The sequence below is a fragment of the Streptomyces sp. NPDC030820 genome, assembly GCF_055572075.1.
Genome location: NZ_JBVIEB010000011.1, coordinates 282050 through 301367, shown reverse-complemented (window position 1 = coordinate 301367; position 19318 = coordinate 282050). Strand labels below are relative to the sequence as shown.

Annotated in this window: 20 protein-coding genes; 12 read left to right on the top strand and 8 right to left on the bottom strand. The window is 67.3% G+C overall.

Annotated elements, in window-relative coordinates; translation table 11 throughout:
- Positions 1 to 101: 101 nt before the first annotated feature.
- The 6 genes from ACZ418_RS29675 to ACZ418_RS29650 all read right to left on the bottom strand — a co-directional run bounded on the left by ACZ418_RS29675 (position 102) and on the right by ACZ418_RS29650 (position 5840).
- Positions 102 to 818 (bottom strand): DUF4839 domain-containing protein, encoded by a 717-nt coding sequence (locus tag ACZ418_RS29675; RefSeq protein WP_345576801.1) that lies wholly within the window; start codon positions 816 to 818, stop codon positions 102 to 104.
- Between the two features lie 184 nt (positions 819 to 1002).
- Entirely contained in the window at positions 1003 to 1989 is a 987-nt protein-coding gene (locus tag ACZ418_RS29670; protein WP_468368900.1) for a tyrosine-type recombinase/integrase, read from the bottom strand.
- A gap of 168 nt (positions 1990 to 2157) precedes the next feature.
- Positions 2158 to 2364: a helix-turn-helix domain-containing protein gene (locus ACZ418_RS29665; protein ID WP_442687975.1), complete on the bottom strand. Its 207-nt coding sequence runs from the start codon at positions 2362 to 2364 to the stop codon at positions 2158 to 2160.
- Positions 2365 to 3318: 954 nt separating this feature from the next.
- Positions 3319 to 4107: a WbqC family protein gene (locus ACZ418_RS29660; protein ID WP_468368898.1), complete on the bottom strand. Its 789-nt coding sequence runs from the start codon at positions 4105 to 4107 to the stop codon at positions 3319 to 3321.
- Positions 4049 to 4717, bottom strand: a complete 669-nt coding sequence (locus ACZ418_RS29655; RefSeq protein ID WP_468368895.1) for a YdcF family protein — start codon at positions 4715 to 4717, stop codon at positions 4049 to 4051. Before ACZ418_RS29655 ends, ACZ418_RS29660 begins: the two co-directional genes overlap by 59 nt.
- A 16-nt stretch (positions 4718 to 4733) precedes the next feature.
- Positions 4734 to 5840 (bottom strand): helix-turn-helix domain-containing protein, encoded by a 1107-nt coding sequence (locus ACZ418_RS29650; RefSeq protein ID WP_466386183.1) that lies wholly within the window; start codon positions 5838 to 5840, stop codon positions 4734 to 4736.
- A 148-nt stretch (positions 5841 to 5988) separates the two neighbouring features.
- Between ACZ418_RS29650 and ACZ418_RS29645 the strand changes: the two genes are divergently transcribed.
- On the top strand, positions 5989 to 6384 hold the full coding sequence (locus ACZ418_RS29645) for a hypothetical protein (protein WP_468368890.1): 396 nt from the start codon (positions 5989 to 5991) through the stop codon (positions 6382 to 6384).
- Positions 6385 to 6485: 101 nt separating this feature from the next.
- Here the strand turns inward: ACZ418_RS29645 and ACZ418_RS29640 are convergent, their stop codons facing one another.
- Positions 6486 to 6971 carry a TrmO family methyltransferase domain-containing protein gene (locus ACZ418_RS29640; RefSeq protein WP_100829610.1) on the bottom strand — a complete coding sequence of 162 codons (486 nt, stop codon included), beginning with the start codon at positions 6969 to 6971 and terminating at the stop codon, positions 6486 to 6488.
- Positions 6972 to 7046: 75 nt separating this feature from the next.
- A complete protein-coding gene (locus ACZ418_RS29635) occupies positions 7047 to 8435 on the bottom strand; it encodes a Tat pathway signal protein (RefSeq protein WP_468368888.1) in 1389 nt (462 codons plus the stop codon).
- A 343-nt stretch (positions 8436 to 8778) separates the two neighbouring features.
- Between ACZ418_RS29635 and ACZ418_RS29630 the strand changes: the two genes are divergently transcribed.
- The 11 genes from ACZ418_RS29630 (at position 8779) to ACZ418_RS29580 (ending at position 19306) form a co-directional block, all read left to right on the top strand.
- Complete coding sequence (locus tag ACZ418_RS29630; RefSeq protein ID WP_468368885.1) at positions 8779 to 9267, top strand: ATP-binding protein; 489 nt, start codon at positions 8779 to 8781, stop codon at positions 9265 to 9267.
- A gap of 100 nt (positions 9268 to 9367) precedes the next feature.
- Entirely contained in the window at positions 9368 to 9997 is a 630-nt protein-coding gene (locus ACZ418_RS29625; RefSeq protein WP_468368883.1) for an HAD family hydrolase, read from the top strand.
- Positions 9994 to 11847, top strand: coding sequence for a hypothetical protein (locus ACZ418_RS29620; protein WP_468368880.1), 1854 nt, complete (start codon positions 9994 to 9996; stop codon positions 11845 to 11847). The genes ACZ418_RS29625 and ACZ418_RS29620 overlap by 4 nt, the downstream gene beginning before the upstream one ends.
- Complete coding sequence (locus ACZ418_RS29615; protein WP_364031792.1) at positions 11844 to 12800, top strand: thymidylate synthase; 957 nt, start codon at positions 11844 to 11846, stop codon at positions 12798 to 12800. Before ACZ418_RS29620 ends, ACZ418_RS29615 begins: the two co-directional genes overlap by 4 nt.
- Before the next feature lie 8 nt (positions 12801 to 12808).
- Positions 12809 to 14527, top strand: coding sequence for a carbamoyltransferase family protein (locus ACZ418_RS29610; RefSeq protein WP_468368964.1), 1719 nt, complete (start codon positions 12809 to 12811; stop codon positions 14525 to 14527).
- Positions 14512 to 15576, top strand: coding sequence for a glycosyltransferase family protein (locus tag ACZ418_RS29605; protein ID WP_468368877.1), 1065 nt, complete (start codon positions 14512 to 14514; stop codon positions 15574 to 15576). Before ACZ418_RS29610 ends, ACZ418_RS29605 begins: the two co-directional genes overlap by 16 nt.
- 96 nt (positions 15577 to 15672) lie before the next feature.
- The gene (locus tag ACZ418_RS29600; RefSeq protein ID WP_344016702.1) at positions 15673 to 16185 is read left to right on the top strand and encodes a P-loop NTPase family protein; all 513 of its coding nucleotides are present in this window, start codon (positions 15673 to 15675) and stop codon (positions 16183 to 16185) included.
- A 31-nt stretch (positions 16186 to 16216) separates the two neighbouring features.
- Entirely contained in the window at positions 16217 to 17062 is an 846-nt protein-coding gene (locus ACZ418_RS29595) for a class I SAM-dependent methyltransferase (RefSeq protein ID WP_364031799.1), read from the top strand.
- Complete coding sequence (locus ACZ418_RS29590; RefSeq protein ID WP_364031802.1) at positions 17059 to 17820, top strand: phosphotransferase; 762 nt, start codon at positions 17059 to 17061, stop codon at positions 17818 to 17820. Before ACZ418_RS29595 ends, ACZ418_RS29590 begins: the two co-directional genes overlap by 4 nt.
- Complete coding sequence (locus tag ACZ418_RS29585) at positions 17817 to 18473, top strand: histidine phosphatase family protein (RefSeq protein WP_364031805.1); 657 nt, start codon at positions 17817 to 17819, stop codon at positions 18471 to 18473. Before ACZ418_RS29590 ends, ACZ418_RS29585 begins: the two co-directional genes overlap by 4 nt.
- Positions 18470 to 19306, top strand: coding sequence for an aminoglycoside phosphotransferase/kinase family protein (locus tag ACZ418_RS29580; protein WP_364031808.1), 837 nt, complete (start codon positions 18470 to 18472; stop codon positions 19304 to 19306). The genes ACZ418_RS29585 and ACZ418_RS29580 overlap by 4 nt, the downstream gene beginning before the upstream one ends.
- The last annotated feature ends 12 nt before the right edge of the window (positions 19307 to 19318 follow it).

Below are 19318 nucleotides of genomic sequence, written 5' to 3'. Positions count from 1 at the left end.
TCTGACAATCTGGCTACGTGCAAATTTCCGGCATGGATGGCGGGATGGAGGTGCCGCTCCTTCGCGCAGTCCCTCCCTGATGGGAGGGTTCCCCATTTCGGCTACCGGGCCTCCGTCGAGACCGGGGCGAGGCGGAAGACGCACTGGACCGTGTTGAACTCGATCACCTCCGCGACGAAGCGGAACTTATCGCCAACTGCAACGGTTGCAGGGGCCTGCTGACCAGCCAGGTGCAGGTCGCCGGTGTTGACGTCCTCGTACTTAAAGTTCGGGCCGTCCGTCGTCTGCGGTCCCTTGTCGCCTGGGCCGAGAAGGAAGTCGTAGCGGGTCTGATCACCCCCATAGGACGCCATGTGCCTGATTGACCCGTCGAACGCGATCGTCTGCCCCTCATGCTTGCTTGCGAAGTTCGCGCTCGCTTCGCTGCACGGGTCCGCCTTCAGCAACGCTGCGAACTCGCGATCGTTTTGCGCCGTGATCATCTCAGCGGCAGTCGGCTCATCTGCGGGGGGCGTAGTGGAAGGCTTTTCGCCGATGGCCGTCGAGCTGGCTGACGCGTCCTTCTCCTCGGCTCCGTCGCCGAGCGCAACGCCAGTGACGATGATGGCGGCCAAGACCACGAGGACTGCAGCCCCCGCCCCGATCAGACGCCACGGTAGCGGCCTCTTCGGCCGACGGAATTTAAGGGTGGTGCGCAGCCGGCCTGGGAGCTGTTCCACGAGCTCCCAGCCGTCCTTCTGCATCTTCGAGATGACCAAACCGTCGGTGCCCCGAAGGGTCTGCACGACCTTGTACTCGTACTTGATCTCGTCGGCCATGCGGCTCCCCGCCCCTGAAGCGAACTCGTCATTCCAACTGGGCGCGAGCATAGATGACTCCGCGAGTAGCACGGCGCCAGGAACTGTCGGTTCATCACCGCATCTACACCCCGCCGCGATCCGGGCCTGGCCTACTTTCAAACGCCTCCACCCCTGTCCGGCAGGGACAGGGGTGGAGGAACGTTCATGCAGCTACAGTGAGCGGGGCTTCCATTCGCTCCCAGGCTCCCAGGACTGCCTTGTGAGCGTCCGGCTGCAGGTGGGCGTAGCGCTGCGTGGTCTGGAAGCTTTCATGGCCGAGGAGGTGCTGGACCTCATAGAGCGAGACCCCCTGCTGCACCAGCCACGAGGCGCAGGTGTGACGCATGGAGTGCGGCGGGTAGTGCGGGACGAGCTGCTGCTCACCGTCGCCGTCAAAGTAGTAGGCGCCTTCTACAGCCGGCCACCAGGTCTGCCTCCGCCAGTTGCCGTCATCGAGGAGTCGTCCGGCCCTGCCCTTGGTGATGGTGGTAAATACCACCGCATCACGGTCTAGCCCGTAGATGTGGCGCTCAAGTGCCTCCAGGACATGGGGTGGCAGCGGAACTTCCCGGCGGCTCTTGGAACTCTTCGGGTACTCCTTGATGCCGCTCTTAGTGTTGACCTCCACCACGAACAGTCGCGAGCGACGCTGGTCGATGCGGTGTCGGTGAAGGCCGGAAAGTTCACCCCAGCGCAGCCCAGTGTAGAAGCCGAGCAGGCACATCGTCCGCCAGGGGGACGGCAGTTCGTCCAGGACGCTCTGCGCCTGATCGAGTGTGAACCACTGCGGCGGTTTAACTGCGATCTTGGGCAGGTCGATGCTGCGGCAAGGACTCACCGTGATCACGTCGTCGTCGACGGCCGCGCGCATGATCGAGGACGTCAGGTTGTAGGCCCGCTTGATCGCGGCAGCACCCGCGCCCTTTTCGACCAGGGAGCGGATCCAACTCTGGACGTCCATTCGGGTGATGGCGTGCATCTCCCAGTCCGCCCAGTAGGGCATGACGTGGTTCTTGATGCAGGAAGCGTCGCCTCGCATGGTGTGGCGCTCGACCACGCGGGCGCTCCACCAACGGTCGTGCCACTCACGGAACGCCATTTCGCCGGCCCTCGGATCGCGCATGCCTCCGCGGGCGAACTGGGTTTCCATCTCAATGCCCCAAGCTCGCGCCTGAGCCTTGAGAGGGAATGACTCACTGAACCGGTCTCCTGTCCGGTTGCGTACGGTCGCCTGCCACTTGCCGGACTTCAACTTGCGCAGGTACGCGGCACTACTCCTTTGTTCCAGGGACGGTAAGGACCAGGCTGACAGCGAAGGTCAGCGGCGGGCGCGCGGGGAAGGGACTGATCTGCTGGTAATGAACTCCTCCAAGCCGGATGCGGGGACACGGACCCGCGAGCGGCCCGTTCCGGTGCGCAGGTCGACGATCGGAAGTTCCCCGGCCGCAATGAAGCGGTAGACAGTGCGGCGATCGACGTCCAAGGCGGCGGCGACAGCGGGAATGGACAGCAGACGGGCAGGCATGGTGAGTCCTTGATAGTGGGATGCGAAAGGAGCCGACGCATCGGTTCAGCTGGCCTGTTGAGCAGGAAGAGGCATTGCCACCCCTCAGCGGAGGCGTGCTGTTGATGCCAGAAGGTCACAGGCCAGCGACGCTCTCGCTCTCCTCTCAGGCCCAAGCGCTGTCCTGCGTTCGCTGCGGCTCCACCGCCAAGCAAAGCCGACCGCGAACACCCTCAATGGTCGCCACGATCGCCGGTTTGGCTAACCGGCGATCGTGGTCTATGTTCCGGTCGTGCCGGGCAAGAAGCCGACCATCGGCTGGCACTCACGGCACTTTGACCACTAGCTGTGTTCGCAGCGCCGCTGAACCTTCCCCAAACAACATGACCCTCGCCGCCGGCCTGAGCTGCGGTGACTCGGCCTGTCGATCCGAGATCCTTACCCAACGGCCGGGATTCAGAGGAAGAAGGCGATACTCGTGCTGCACTAGATCTTTCCCGAATTGGCCAGCTAGCTATCTCACCACACAAAGAGATGGCCACTGAGACGCCCCGGCGCCGGGACCTCTTGGGCGTAATCCAAGCGGTAGGCAACAAAAGGAGAGGTGGACTGGATGGTCAACCAAAATGACATGGGCTAGCACGTCTAAGAAGAATCTCCTCGCCTCGTAATCGGTGGGCCATTCACCTGCCCACATACTTTCGAGACATGTAGATTGACATAGCCCCGCGTGGCGTTCCAGTCTTTGGGCGTGCTTTCGCGTCTGCCATGAGCGAATACTGAAAGCCGCAGGCCCCTTTATGCCCGGATGCACTTACCAGGTCGGGCTGCGGACCCTTTCTGGGGTGTTCTCGCCGCTGGCTACGATTTTCCCCAGTACGGGCAAAATGACCGCCCGGCCGTAGATTGACCGCCCGAGGGAGTAGGACCGTCGCAGCCCGTCTTGTCACCGACCTCATGCAAATAGTTTGCGTGCTAATCGGCGAAGCGATGCAGGGAGGCAACGGCACGCACTTCCTTGGTTACGGCCCGGATGCCGTAGGTCATGAAGGGGTGCACGGCGCTTAGCTCGTGCCCGTCATCCCACACCCCAGATGCAGGCGTACGGAAGGGAACCACGCTTATCCCGTGAGCGGTGAAGGGGACCACACAGAGGTAGCGTGTACCGCCGGTACCGCAGATGTAGCTCCGGGCCTGGGTTACCGCTGCCAGGTCGGCGAGTCGCTGCGACCGCTCAGAGCGGGCGGGCAAACGACTGCTGTACAGGATGCGGCCCTTCCACCCCATCAGTTCGAGGAGCATCCGCGTGGATGCCTCGGCCACATCAGCAGTCTTGTCCGTTCGCCAGAACTCGTCGAGCACGGAGTCCAGTTCCTGCCGGAAGAGCGGCCAGTCAGTGGAGCTGCCGTAGTGCTGCGCGAGCATGTGCATGACTCGTCGACGTGAGCGTTCCGGGTCGACCAGAAGAGCATCCCGGATGAGGGTCGACCGACCATGAGGAGGGTGGGTAGGGATCGAAAGCCATTGACGCCGGCTTGGGTGGGACATGCTGGCCAGCCGGGCACGGTGCTGGTAGTCGCGGCGGGCGAACTGGACGTCGTCGAGCACGATCCAGTAATCCGCCGCGAACAGCTTGGCCAGAGTGTTCAGTCGCGGCAGGTAGTTCGGCTGGTGGATCGCGCACAGCCCACCGGGCGCAAGGAGGTCATGAGGCGATGAGTCTGCTGGTGAATCCGGCGCGGATAAGGGACTCGTACGCGGCATGTACATCCTCCGGGACATGCTGCTCGATGGCGAACCCGAGCTTCGGGTACTCGATAACGCGCTGGAGGTCGCCGACGAGCATGTCGATGACGAGCTTCTCGTCGCCGATGCTCTTGAGGTAATCGTCGAACTCCATGGGCTCCGAGGCGCAGGTCACCTCGACCTGGGGCCAGAGTTTGCGGGCGGTGGCGAAGGAGCGGCGCTCCATGTAGGGCTTGGAGACAAGCAGCACGGACTTCGGCGTGATGCCGGCGGATGCGAGGACCTCGCGGGACAGGGTGATGTTCTGGCCGGTGTTGCCGGCGTTCGGCTCCACGAGGATTGCGCTATCCGGCACACCTAGGGCGAGGGCGTGCTCGCGGAAGTGCACGGCTTCCCCACGGGGGAACACCTTGGCTGTGGTCGGGCTGTTGCCGCCGGTGAACACAAGAGTGGGGAACAGGCCGGCGCGGTACAGCTCGGCGCTGAAGGCGGCCACGCCGAGGTCGTGACTGCCGAGCCCGATCGCGACATCGACGGGGCCCACGTCGTGATGCATCTGGTGGAAGTCCCAGACCAGCTTGGCCTTGCTGATCTGCTCCTCGGTGATGGCCGGCTGGTTGTCGGTCACTTGCTTATCTCCCTGGTCACCGTCGTGTGGGGCGGGCTGCCCCGTCGGCCGTCCTCCGGATGTCCGTGATGCTGCGGAGCTGGTGGCTCAGCCCATACTGGGCCGCCTCCCTGGCAGCGTCATCGAGGACGTGTAGCCCATCATCCAGGGTGGCGGGATCGGAGAGCAGGATGTGGCCATATGCGGTGTCCAGGCGTACCCGCTGCATGGGCGATTCCGTGACGCCCGTACTGCGTGCAAGGTCGATGAGGCGCAGGGCGGCATCGAGGTTTCCGGAACCGCGGTGAGCGAGGGCCAGCTTCTGTTGCGCGACCGACCAGTCCTCCTGTTCGGCGAGGTCCTCGAAGACATGGACCGCTGTTTCCATCACGCTGACCGCATAGTCGTGGTTGCCGTCCTTGCTCAGAGCCGTGCCCACCCACAGACGAGCGCGGGCACGGTCACGAGGGGACAGTCGATCGTCGGCTGCCAGGTCCTCGTACTGGCGCGCCGCTGTCTCAAGTTCGCCGACCATCTCCGTGACGACGGCTAGGGAGAGATCGAGCTGAGCTACGCGGCGCGGGATCGCCAACTGCATGTAGAGCGAACGAGCGTTGGCGTATGCGCGCTGGGCCGAGAGTGGGCCTACGACGGCCCCCTGGTCTCGCATCAGGTCTCCGTGCAGCGCGGTGGAACGTGCCAGCAGGGACAAGCCCCGTTCATCCAGCTCCGAGGCTTTGTAGCGAGAGGTCCAGCGGTGCAGAAGTGATTCTGCGAAGGGAAAGTTCTGGCGGGCAAGGGCCACCACTGCGCGCTCCAGGTCGTCGGCCCACGTCTCGTAGTCCCAAGCTCGTGGGCGGGGAATGGTGACACGCCCGGTCGTTTCCGGAGGGGTGTCCCCCTCGGCGAGTTTGGCGAGCTCTGTTTCGAAACGCACGTGTGTCTGCGCGTTCGCCTGGGCCAGCGCTGTATCCAAGATGGCCTGGCTCTCCGTATTGGGTCGCCGCTTGGCCAGAAACTTTTCCCAGTTACTGACGGTATTGACCGAGACGCCCAGTCTTTCGGCGAAGGCGCGCACGCTCAAGCGGAGAGCCTTCCGGAGGGCAAGTGCCTCCAGGCCGGTCCATTCATGAACGGTCGCCACGTGCCACTCCTTTCCGTCGCCATCGAAGCACGCTGAGTCGCGCCAGGTGGACGGAAGTGGGACAGAAGTGGGACGGCCGTGGATTCCCCGACCGCCCGGCCGCCATCAGGCTCGAAGTGCCCCTCCGAAGACGGCCTGATGGACGGTCATGATCTTGGAACCCCTCACCGAACAGCGGCACGTCACCGGTCCGCTCGTGTTCGGCTACCTGCGCCTGGTGCGGGTCTCGCGTGCTCGTCAGCTGGCCCTGACGATAGCGATCAGCGACTACTGCCGTCGTCACGAGCTGACACTGGCCGGCGTCTACATGGAGCGTTGCTCTTCCACGCCGTCCGCGTTCGTGGGCATGCTCGATGCCCTCACGGCCACTCGGTCCTATGGGGTGGTACTTCCCACCCCGTCGCACCTCGGCCCCAAGCTCATAGCGGCTGAACGGCGCAGTCAGCTGATCGAAACCGGCGTCCATCTGCTGCTGATCCGTGGTGAACAGACGGCTCCCCCAGGCGAAAGCGCCGCAGCCGTCGCCGCCGGAGGCACCGAGTGATGAGTGCCTGCCGGTACAGCCCTGCGCGACCGTGGTTGGCGCCCGCTCGGGCGGCTACGTCCCGGCCGGCCGCCAGCCTCGGTTACGGAAGATGCCTCGAGTCAGCGCTCGGCGGCGTGCCTCCAGTAGTCCTTCAGCATCTCGCCGGGCCAGGCGGGCTGGGTGACGGGGCCGCGCGGCAGGAACTCCTTGAAGACCGCCACCAAATCCACCACCAGTGTGCCGTCGTCAGCGTCGAGGTCCGTCACATGCAGATCCCGTCCGTCAACGCGGAGCAACCGCGGGAACGAGGTCGCCAGGCGAGCCGGACGCCGATGGTTGTGGTGCACGAAGGTTCCCGTCGCCGGCCAGTCCGGGTTGTCCCGCGGGCTGCGCGCGTGGAGGGCAACGTCCTCAGGAGAGCCGAAGTTGAAGAACCAGGTGACCTGGAGGTGAGAGAACTCCTCGATCCCCTGCAGGGTTTCCTCCGGGTACTCCGGGCGCAGCCGAATGATCGACTCCACACCGCCCTTGAAGTCGTCGAGGCGCCCCTTGTGGCCCCCGACCACCTCGGCGATCACCGGCACCTCGATGGACTTTGTGGACACGGGTTCCCCCTTCTCCGCTCGCGGCACGGCAAGGCGGTCAGCCACAGCATGCCCGCCTTCACCACCATGGCGCCGTCAGGCTACTCGTTCGAGTACGGCCTTGGCGCGCTCGTCGATCTCCGCCGCCACGCTGATTCCCCGATTGCGGAAAGGGGAGAGCACCCGGCGCATGTTCACGGCTGCCTCACGTGCTCTGCCCGACTGGACGCCCTCCATCGCGTCCAGGGCCTGTGCCCATGTGTGGCACGCGGCCTCCACGTTCCCCTTGCGGGCCTGCACAGTGCCCATGTAGCCCAACGTCACCGCGTGGGTCCGGCTGAAGGTGTCGGCCTTCCTGGTCAGCACGCTGTTGTTGAATTCTTGGAGCGCTCCGTCGAGATCGCCGAGCGTCCACAGGGTGCGGGCGGTCTCGTGGGCCAGGGAAGCCCGCTGGAAGAACCACACCCGACTCGGATCCTCGTCACCGACGTCAGCCGCAGCCAGGTCGTCCTCGGCGCGGAGAAGCGCTGCGATCGCGGCCCGCTTCTGTCCGTTGGCAGCAAGACTGCGTGCCTGCACCACTCCGAGCAGTGCCCGCTCGCGAGGCGTCGCGAGGGTGTACCGCTTACGCTCCACGGAAGCCGTGGCGAGGTCGACGGCAGCCCGTGGGTGGCCGAGATCCGTTGCCTGGTGAGCCATCGCCCGCAGGATGTGGCCGGCGAGGGGAGCGTCGTCGGCTTCCGCCGCGAGCTTCAGCGCCAGCGTGAAGTAGCGCCGTGCGGCCTCATGGTGAGAGGCGTCGAAGCTCATCCAGCCGGCGACGTACACCGACTCGGAGGCAGCGGCGAGGAGGGCGCGACGAGTGTCGTCGCTGGTGAATACCCCTCCGACGTACCTGGCAACGTCGTCGACGAGGTACTGGTAGAGGGCCGTGCGGCCATCCATGCCGCCGTGTCGCTGGTCTCTTCGAGAGAAGAACTCTGTCATCTCACGCACAGCGCTGACTTCGGCGGCCCCGACCCTGCGGCTCGTCGCGGCGGGGCGGGACTTTGCCCGTTGGGGAGCCTCATCCCACCACTGCTGTCCAGGCAGAACCAGGCCACCCACCGAGTAGGCGGCGCCGGCCAGCAATCGGCGGCGTTCGAGATCCACGTCGCTTCTCCCAAGGTCTACCAGCGCAGTCAGCGTATCGACGTGCCACTCCGATGCCGCCACTGCACCCGCGCCCGGCACGGAGAACCCGATCTCAGCTGGTGTGATGGGGCGTTGCAGTCGCCGGGACAACGTCTCGCACAAGATAAGGGGCGCTCTGCCCGAGGGCTGCGTTCCCGCCACCCACATGGCGATGTGGGAGCGGCTGGTACCCAGCAGTTCCTTTGCTCCTACCTCAGCCGCGACCCTCACGAAGGCAGCCGCCACTTTCTGCTGCGACCAGCCTGTTTCCGCGATCGCGTCGGCCAGCTTCACGTTCCGCTCGCGCGCCATCGTCTACCTCGGTTCACCAAAACGATCTTTGACGGGTTTGACGGCCCCGACAGCCGCCGGGAGATACCGCCGCGATGTGATCCACGGTTCGCTCGTGGTCAACGAAACCACCAACTGCCTTTGCCCGGGAGGAAACCGGTGAAGACCAGCCACACGACTGGCACCGCCACCCGGACTGTGCCGGGCGACGGGCGCGCTCCCGCTCCGACGTCTGGCGTACGGCACCTCGACCACCCCCCGCCGGTGGCCGTGCTCGTGCAAAACCTCCGCCGCTTCGACCACTCCGACAAGACCGCCGATCGAGTCCTCCGCGGGCTCAAGCACCAGTTGTGAGAAGGCGAGCATGGACCGAATCGAAAGTCTGGGGAGTGTGATCAGCGCTCCCGAACAGAAGAAGACCCTGACGCTCGCCGCCAACGACAGGGCTCCGGGCAAGGCGCGGTCCTTCACCCGGGAGGCGCTGATGGCGTGGGGGGTGGAAGACCTTCTGGACCAGGCTGTACTGATCGTCAGCGAGCTCACCACCAACGCCGAGCGGCACGGCCGAACTCCGGGCGTGGACCTGAGCCTTCCATCCAGAGGGGAAGGCGAGCCCGTCGAAGAGATCACGCTGACGTTAGCCCTGCAGGCAGGTGTTGTGGGGATCGAGGTCGAAGACAACTCCCCTGAGCCCCCAGTGCCTCAGATCGCCTCGCTCTATGCCACCAGTGGACGGGGCCTACACCTCGTGTCGGCAGCAGCCGACGCCTGGGCTGCCTGCCCCAAGGAAGACGGACGCGGCAAGAGAGTGATCGCTCTCGTGAGGCGCACCGAGTCGCCCTTCACCTCCTAACCCCTTCCCTTGGAGATCCCTGATGTCATCCCGGCTTACGTCCTTACCCGCGCCCACCTCCGGCGGAACGAGGCTGGGCCTCGACACCGAAGCCGTACGGGTGCTGCTGCTGGACCTAGACGGCGTGCTCGTCGACACCCGCCCGGTCATGAAGCGCGCGTGGCGCCAGGTCTGTGAGGACCACGGCCTCGACGTGCCGTTCGGGGAGTACGAACGCCACTTGGGCCGCCCGTTCTCCGACATCATGCAGCAGCTCGGGCTCGCTGAAGCCGAGTCGATCCATCAGACCTACGCCAAGGCGTCAACGGCCGCTTCTCACCTCGCCCGACAGTTCGACGGCGTCGCGGAGGTCCTCCATGCCTTCGCCGCTGCCGACTGGCGGCTGGGGATTGTCACGTCCAAGCCGTTGGCGCGAGCCACCCCTCTCCTGGCTCAGCTCGGAGTCCCTTTCGCCACGGTGCGCACGCCGAACGGGATAGGGCGGGGGAAACCCGCGCCAGACCCGATCCTGCTCGCCCTGATCGACCTGAGCGCCGACCCGGCCGATGCCCTGTACGTCGGAGACATGGCGGTCGACCAGGAGGCAGCCCGTCGCGCCGGCGTCTCGTATGTGCACGCGGGCTGGGGCTACGGCACCCCGAGCTCCCCGGCCCCCGTCGTCGCCGAATCGCCGAAGGACCTGCTGCGGCTCATGGACACCGGGCCGATCCTTGAAGGGAGCCTGGTATGAGGCCGACCAAGCGCAGCGCCTTGGGCATCGCCCGCACCGACTCCGATGGCAAGCCCCTGTGGGCGCTGGTCGGCGAGGGCGCGCTCGCGACCATGAAGTCCGACCGGATCGCCACGTCCGAACTGGAGGCCCTGCCCTTCGACCCACGCGATGCTGAAGCACGGGTCAACCATGTGATGGAGGCCCTCGAAGCGTACGGCGCCGACCTCGCGAGGACTCCGGGTGGCGCGGGGTGGCTGTACGTCCAGCACGTGCCGGCGCGGCGCCTGGTGGCACAGGTCGTACGTAAGCTGGCGGCGCTCAGCGCGTGGGAGCCGTTCGCCAAGGCCCCAGGTCCGCTGAGACTCGCGCCCTACGAAGGACTCGTCGGGCTGCGGTCGAGCAGCTCCCGCGAGTACCGGGCGTACACGGTCACCTGGTCGGGCATTGCCTACCTGCTCGGAGCCGCAGCCCTTCACAATCCCCTCCGATCCGCGCAGTTACGCAACCTCCCTCCTGCCCTGGCGGCCGCATCGGTGCCGAGCTCGGCGCCCTCGGAGCTTCCAGTGAGCGAGGTGGTGGCGTTGTCGTGGTCGTCCCGTCACGCGGCCACTCTGCTGCCAGTGCTGGAGGAGCTGGCCAGGAACGGGCGCCCCAGCCTCGTGGTGGACTTGGCGACCGACCCGGCGGAGCGGTGCCCGGCTTCGGGCGTCGCGGGGGTGAACCTGTGCTCGCCTCCGCCCAGTCTCTTCGACCTCTCCGGCACCGTGGACGGGCTGAGGCCGCAGGATGACGGCCCCGTCGTTCGAGTCGACGAGCACGAGCTCCGACTGGCCCGATTGCTCCGCCTCGTGTCCGTACTTCTGGAGACGAGCGGCGGGTGCACCCAGCCGTCTTGGCGATCCGTGGTCCGGGCGGAGACATGGTTGGACGGCGTTCTCGCCGCCGTACGGCCGCATACCGTCCTGGTCAGCAACGACACCAGCCCGCTGGGTGCGCTGGCTGTACATGTGGCAGAGCGCCATGGGGTGAACACGGTGCACGTCCAGCACGGGGCCTGGACGGCTGAGTCGGTCGCATGGCCCGCGCTGCACAGCCGCGACATCGTGGTCATGGGTGAGCGGGACCTCCCCCTCGCAAAGGAGTGGGTGCGCCACCCTGACGCCGAAGTCCATGTCCTGGGCCAGCCCCGCTTCGATGTACTCGCTGGCCTCGGCCGCGATACCCAGCGGCGCTACCTGGAACATTTGCTGGCCCACGGCCCGCGTCGCAGTCCTGCCCGTATCGCGGTGTGGGCCTGCCAGCCCTTCGGTCCTGACCGGCTCAAGGCCCAGGCCGACCTGCTGCTGGACGGTCTGTGGCAGGCCGGCAGCGACTGGGGCCTCGTCATCGCGCCGCACCCGGCGCAGAGCATCGACGTCTTCGCCCCCCTGCTCGAACGGCACGGTCGGCCGCTCGTGGCCGTGGCCGATCCCCGGGTCGGCGCTCGTGGCTGCCTCGCCGGTGCCGACGCCCTGGCAAGCGCCTATTCGACGTGCGGCATCGAAGCCGCGCTGATGGGCGTGCCGGTGCTCGAACTGGGTTCGCCCGGCGAGCGCACGCTCGGACTCTCCGACCACGGCCTTGCACGGCGGTGCAGCACCGCCGATGACATCGCCGACGCTCTCGTCGCACTGCGCGGTCCGCACCCGCCTCCCGACCGGGTGGCGACGGACGCGGTGTGCCGGTGGCGCGGTGACAGCGCAGCCCAAGTCGCATGCCTCATCACCCGCCGCTCGGGCGGCCATGCCATGCACTCCCACCACATCAACCACGATGCCCGCGCCGCCGAGTCCGGACGGCCGCAGGGCGAAGGAGTACCTGTCCGATGACACACCTGACCGCCGACAGCGTCGCCGAACTCTTCGTCGGCGCTGTCGCCCTGGCCAAGAGCGGCGAGAGGGTCAGCCCTCGCGGCATGGCGACCCGTGAGGTGCGAGACGTCCACATGCGGCTGACGCAGCCGCGGGCTCGACTGCTGTACACGCCGCCGGCACGCGTCATCAACCCCGCGTTCGCCGTGGCGGAGACCGTGTGGCACCTCTCCGGTTCGGACGCCCCGTGGATCTTCGATTACAACGCACGCCTGCGGCAGTACGCCGACGACGGTGTCCTGCGGGGCGCGTACGGGCCGCGGATGCGGAAGTGGGCCGGGAAAGTGGATCAGCTGAGCCGCGTCGTCGAGATCCTCAAAGAGGACCCCGACTCCCGCCGGGCCCTGATCCAGCTCTACGACCCGGCCCAGGACGCCGCCGGGCACAAGGACGTGCCCTGCACACTGGGCTTCGGCTTCCACCTGCGCACCGGCCGCCTGCACATGTCGACGACCATGCGTGGTCAGGACGTGTGGATCGGCATGCCGTACGACCTGTTCTTCTACACCGTGCTGCATGAGCTGGTCGCGGGCTGGCTCGGCGCCGATCTGGGCGAGTTCCACCACCACGTGGGATCACTGCACATCTACGAGAACCATCTCGACCAGGCGGAAGAGCTGACCGCGGTGACCGCGAGCCCCGTCATGCCGGACCTCACCACACCGTGGCGGGGCTTCGACGATCTGCTCGACCAGGTCGAGGCCCGGGACGTGACCGGCCACCCGGGCTGGGACACGATGGCCGAGACACTGCGCAGCTACCGCCTATGGAAGGACGGCGCGCGTGAGCAGGCGTGGCGGGTCGCCGACAAGATCGACGGGCCGCTGGGCGAGGCGCTCATCGCCTGGTACGGCGAGCTGAATCGCCATGCCGGCGCCTCGACCGCGCGCGAGACGGCGGGGACGCGGTGATGGCCACCATGGACCGCGCGCCCTCGGTCATCCTCGGGCTGTGTTCCTTCACGCACGACTCCTCCGCTGCCCTGCTGGTAGACGGGGAGCTGATCGGCTTCGTGGAGGAGGAGCGCCTCTCCCAGCACAAACACACCAAGGACTACCCCGGCCACGCAGTCGAGTGGCTGCTCGACGAGGCCCGGCTCACCGCGGCCGACGTCGACGCCGTCGCCTACAACTTCCAGCCCGCCCACTACCTGGCCGAGTCCCCGGCAGCCCTGCGCCTGTCTCTGTCGCCGACGACGCGTGAGCGGGCGCTGCCGAGGGCTCACGGCTTCGCCAAGGTGGCGCTGCGCACCCATCTGCGAACCCGCGCCCTCGGCCGGCGGTTCCCCTCCGCTGGCGTCATCCCTGTCTTGCACCACCGGGCTCACCAGCTGACGGCCTTCGCCGCCTCAGGGTGGAACGAGTCCGCCGTGCTCATCGTGGACAGCCTCGGCGAACGGCAGACCACCACCATCGCCTGTGGACACAACGCGCTCCACCCTTCCACCCGCACCCTGGAGGCGATCAACGACCCTGCCTCCCTGGGCTATGTGTACGGCGCGGTCACCGAGCACCTCGGGTGGCGCCGTGGTGACGAGGAGGGCACCGTGATGGCGCTCGCCGCCCTCGGCGATCCGGAGCGGTTCCGCCCACTTTTTGCCCGGGCCCTGCGCACAACTCCCACGGGCTTCTCGGTCGACCCCGCCTACTTCCCGCCGCGCGTGCTGACCTCGGGCTACCCGAGGACCTCTCGCCGCTTCATGGACGAGACGTGCCCCGAGCGCCACCCGAGCGAGCCGATCCAGGACGTCCACCGGGATTTGGCCGCCGCCCTCCAGGAGCGCACCGAGCAGGTGATGCTGCATCTGGCCCGCAGGGCCCGGACGATCACCAGATCGCGCCGCCTGTGTGTCGGCGGTGGAGTCGCCACGAACTGCGTGAGCATCGGACGGATCATCGAGGCCGGAATTTTCGACGAAGTCTTCGTCCCGCCCGCCCCGGGCGACGCCGGCACCGCGATCGGGGCCGCCATCGCCGCACACACCGGCAGCCGCAGCCGGCGGCCCGTGTCCGGCGTCGCCCGGGCCTGCTATCTCGGCCCGTCGTACCAGCACCAGGCCCTTGACCTCACGCCATGGCCCGGGCTCCAGCAGAAGACGCTGGGCGTGGAGTCCGCCGAGTTCCTCGCCGACCAGCTTGCCCACGGCATGATCGTCGGGCTCTTCCAGGGACGAGTCGAAGCCGGCCCCCGCGCCCTTGGGAATCGCTCGATCCTCGCCTCTCCATTGGAGCCCGGGGTCGTCGAGCGCCTGAACGCCACCGTGAAGTTCCGGGAGCCGTTCCGCCCATTCGCCCCCATGGTCCTGGCCGAACGCGCCGCGGAGTTCTTCACCCTCGGCCAAGAGGCGCCGTACATGTCGATGGCGTCCGGCGTAACCGACGAGGCGCGCGAGCGCGTGCCGGCCATCGTGCACGCCAACGGCACCTCCCGCCTCCAGACCGTCACCCGGTCGCAGAACGCGTTCATGCACGACGTGCTGAGCGCCTTCGCCCGCCGTACAGGGGTGCCGGTGCTGATCAACACCTCCCTCAACGTCAAGGGCAAGCCGATCTGCGGAACACCGGAGATGGCGCTGGACTGCCTGGCCAACTCCGGACTGGACGCCCTTCTGCTGGAAGGTCGGTGGATCACAAAGTGAAGATCGGATACAGCTTCTGGGGATTCCTCGGCAACGGAATCACCGACACCCCGGACGGGGGCCGCAGCCACCGCCGCCCCCTGATCGACGCCCTCCTCGGCCGCGGCCACGAGATCGTCTTCCTACAGGCCGACCGCGACCTGATCGAGGCCGGCGACGACCTCGGCAACGCCTACGCCTTCCACAGCGGCACCCCGGACATCGACGTCCTGTTCCTGGAGTGGCGCTGGGCAATCGACGGGCGCAACACCACCCCGTGCGGCACCGAGGGGCACACCTGCGACCTGCACCGCCAGACAGAGCTGGTCACCTGGTACACAGTTCGGCTCGGAACCCCGACCGTGATCTGGGATAAGGACCGCCAGCTCCGGCCGGACAGCGTGTGGCGGCGTATCCGCCAGACCACTGTGTGCGAGGCCGCTCTCGAACCTACGGCGGGCGCCCACCGCCTGCTCTTCCCGGTCGACGACCGTCTCCTCGACGAGGCGGATCCGATCGTGCTCGCCAAGAAGCCCAGGGATCTCGTCCTCGGGTACGTCGGCAACCAGTACGACCGCGACGAGCATTTCGACCGCTTCTTCGCGTCGGCCGCCACCCGCTTCGATCACCTGGTCGGGGGCAAGTGGACCAAGACCGATCGCTGGCCGCACGTCCGGTTCCTCGGCAGGCTGCCCTTCGAGGCGGTCCACGCCGTGTATGGCAGGTCTCTGGCAACCGTGCTGATGCTGCCGGAGCGATACGCCGTCGTCGGGCAGATGACGCAGCGGATCTTCGAGGCCGTCCTCGCCGGCTGCCTGCCGCTCACCCCTGCCGACATCCTGCACGCGGACCGCTTCGTGCCCAAGGAACTGATCGTCAGCTCCGGCAGCGAGGTGATCGAGCGGCTCGCCCACCTCCAGCGGATCGCCGGCTCCCAGCAGCACGCGGACCTGATCGCGACCTGCCTGGACCGCCTGGGCCTGTTCCGCCTGAGTCGGCAGGTAGACGCGTTGGAAGCCGTACTGGACACGGCCGCCAGCCCCGTAAATGTGGAGCGGGGAGCGGCGTGATGCAGCTGACTTCCCAGACCATGGCACCTGGATCATCCGAACGTGTCCGACCGGCCGGTCCGACCGGGCACCCGAGCGCCTCTACGCTGGAGCACCATGAAGAAGGTCGCCATCGTCGGCTGCGGAGGCAGCGGCAAGTCCTACCTGGCACGCGAGCTGGGCAGGATCCTCGACGCCCCGGTCACGCACCTGGACGCCGCGTTCTACGACGACGCGTGGAACGCGCTGCCCATGGAGAAGTTCGCCGCCCTGCAGCGGGACCTGGTCGCGCAGCCGAAGTGGGTGATCGACGGCAACTACAACTCCACCTTGCAGATCCGGCTCGAAGCCTGCGACACGGTGGTCCTCATGGACGTCTCGACCGTGGCCGCGCTGTACGGGATCTTCTCCCGTCAGGTCCGGCACGGGGCAGGGCACAAGGGCAACGGGGTGCACAACCGCATCCACTGGGGCGTGATCAAGTACGTGGCGACGTACCGCCGCAAGATGCGCCCGCGCGTCATGGCCAAGATCGAGGAATTCGCCTCGGGCCGTGCCGAGGTGGTACTGCTGCGCAACCGGCGACAGACGCACCGCTGGCTGCGCAAGGTCGCCGCCGAGCACCGCTGAGCGCTCCGCGCCCCCGAGGGGAGGGTGCGGCATGAGCGGCGCCAACCCCTTCCTGGACCCCGCGCGGCAAGCGGAGCTGTATGGGCACGCCTCGCGGCTGGCCGGCCGGTCCAATGCCCTGATGCGGGCGAAAACCTCCGGACGCCCGGTACCAGACACGATCGTGCGCCTGGTGCGCGCCCACCACGAGCGGGTAGACAAGCTCGCCCTGGTCTTGGACGTCGGCTGTGGTCGCGGTACAAGCAGTCTGGCCCTGGCCCAGCAACTCCGGCCGCAGCGGGTACTCGGTCTCGACGCGGCTCCGGCCTTGATCGAACAGGCCCTACACCGCGCTCAACGGCTCCCCGACGTCCCAGTCAGCTTCCTCATGGGCAACTTCCACCAACTGCCGCTTCCTGCCCAGTCATTCGACGTCGCTGTCGCAGCCTTCTGCCTTTACCACTCACCGCAGCCTCAGACGGTGGTCGCGGAGATGAAGCGGGTGCTGGCTCCGGGAGGGCTGGCCGTGCTCGTCACGAAGGGGCTCGACAGCTACCGGGAGATGGACCAGCTGGTCGCTGCCGCCGGCCTCGACCCGCGGGCCGAGCAGCACGAGAGCCTGTACATCTCGGCGCACAGCGACAACCTCGCCCACCTGGCCGCCGTGTCGCTCGACGTACTCGCTGTGGAGCACGAGGAACACCGCTTCACCTTCGACGGACACGACCACGTGGCGGAGTACCTGGCCACCAACCCGAAGTACGACCTCGCCCCGGGCCTTTACGGCAATCCTGGCGCGCTCGCGGCAACACTGCATGAGTTCCTGCCGGACCGGCCCCTCACCACCAAGTCCCTCGTCACCTTCGTGGTGGCCCAGTCAGGGGGAGGACGGTCATGAGCGTTCGCCAGTTCACCAAGCACTACGAGACCCCCGGCCGGGTGGCCTCGGCAGCCCGCCATCACGCCTGGCTCGTCGAGCACGCACCGCCGCTGCGGCTTCCGGCGCTGACGGTGGTGGGGCCGACGAGCCTGACATACGAGTGGATCGACGGCCGTCCTGCCCGGACCGCGGACCTGCCGGCCCTGGCTGGGTTGCTGGGCGATGTCCACGGGGCCGCCTGGACCACCGACCTCCGGCCGGCCGCGCTCAACAGGCCCCACCGTTTCCGTGACGGCATCGCGTTCGGCGACTACATCGGTCCCCGGCAGGCTGCCCTGCGAAGAAGGCTGGAACAGGGGTACCTGCCGGACCGCGGGGCATTGCACGCATTGCTGACGCTGCTGGAGAAGACCGCCGAGGGGCCGACCGCCTTCTACAAGGACAGCAACCCGCGAAACTTCATCATCACCGAGGCCGGCGAGATCTACACGGTCGACACCGACGATCTGACGCTGGCGCCGATGGGTTACGACCTGGCGAAACTGATCGCGACGCTGGTCCTGACGTACGGGCCTTTGCCGGCTCCAACCATTGACTCGGCCCTGCGCGCCTACAACGAGGCCGCCGTACGCCACGACCCCGATCTTGGCATCACGGATCGCGAGCGGCTCGACGACTTCCTCGCCCTGCACGCCGTGCTGACCGCTCCGTACGCCGGGCGCAACGGCTACCGCTACAGCTGGTCGCCCCGACCCTGCCCCCGAGGATCCGCATGATCACCACCGAACTCGTCTTCGTCCGCCACGGCGAAGCCCAGTGCAACGTCGACGGCCTGGTAGGCGGCCCGCGCACCTGCACCGGACTTACCAACCGCGGATACGCCCAGACCGAACGAGTCGCGCTTCGCCTCGCCACCGAGCACCACAACAAGCCGTTCGACGCCCTATACGCCGGCCCGCGCCTCCGCCTGCGCCAGACCGGCGAGATCATCAGCCAGGCCCTCAACCTCCCCATGTTCACCGACGACCGCCTCGACGGTCCGGTCCACGGTGCCGCCGACGGCAGACCCTGGGCCGAGGTGAAAACCGCCGCCGACGGCGGGCCGCACGCCCACCCGGACAGGCCGTGGGCTGCTGGATCCGACACGTGGAACGGCTACCTGGAGCGGGCAGGCCGCCTCCTACGGGAACTCATCGCCCATCACGAGGGTGAGCGCATCCTGTTCGCCGCGCACGGCGAGACCGTGATCGTCGCCCACACGCTGCTCCTGGGAATCCCGCTCGGATCTCCGGCCGGGTTCACGGTCTCTCACGGGTCCATCACCCGGTGGCAACACCACCTCAACCGGCTTGGGCAGAGACGGTGGATGCTCGACCGCCACAACGACACCGAGCACCTGGCCGCCTTATCGCAGGAGGCTGTCGCGTGATCACGCTGTCCGATGATCCGCGGCTGAGCCTGGCACGCGGCGCGCTGGGAGCGGTCCGGATCGTGCACGATCCGACTCTCCCGCCCCGAGTCCTGCGTCTTGTCGACGCCGACGGCAATGAGTTCTTCGCCAAGCAGCACAGCGAACGCGACCGATACATCCGAGAACTCCATGCCTATCTCGCCTGGGGAGCTCACCTGATCGGGCACGTCCCCCGAGTGGTGGGCCGACAGGACAGAACATGCACCCTGCTGCTCACCGCGGTGCGCGGCGTACGGGCGGATGCGGTCGCCCCCGGGTCGCCGGAGGAGGAACAGGCTCACTACGAGGCCGGGCGCGTCCTGGGCAAGCTGCACCACGCCACCTCGGTACCGCGTACCGGCGCCGTCGGCACGGAACTCGCCCAGCGGCTACGCGACTGGATCGCCCGTGCAGATGGGGCCGGCCTCATCTCCACGGCCGAACGCGACCGCATGAGCCACAGCGCGGACGTCTTGGCGAACACGCTCATGGACAGCGCGGTGTGCCACCTCGACTACCAGCCGCGGAACTGGCTCCTTGGGGACGCCTTCGGAATGTGCGACTTCGAGCACATGCGCCGGGACGCCCGCATCCGCGACTTCGCCCGGCTGGAATTCCGCCGCTGGCAGGCCGCTCCCCACCTACGCACGGCTTTCTTCGCCGGATACGGAACGCCGCTGAACGACACCGAACAGCGACTGCTGGAGTCCTTCGGTGCGATCGAGGCCGTCACCGCCCTGGTCCGCGGACACGAGCAGGACGATCTCGCCCTCAGCAGCCACGGCCGCACCGTTCTCGCCCGGCTCGCCTGAACCACAACCCTC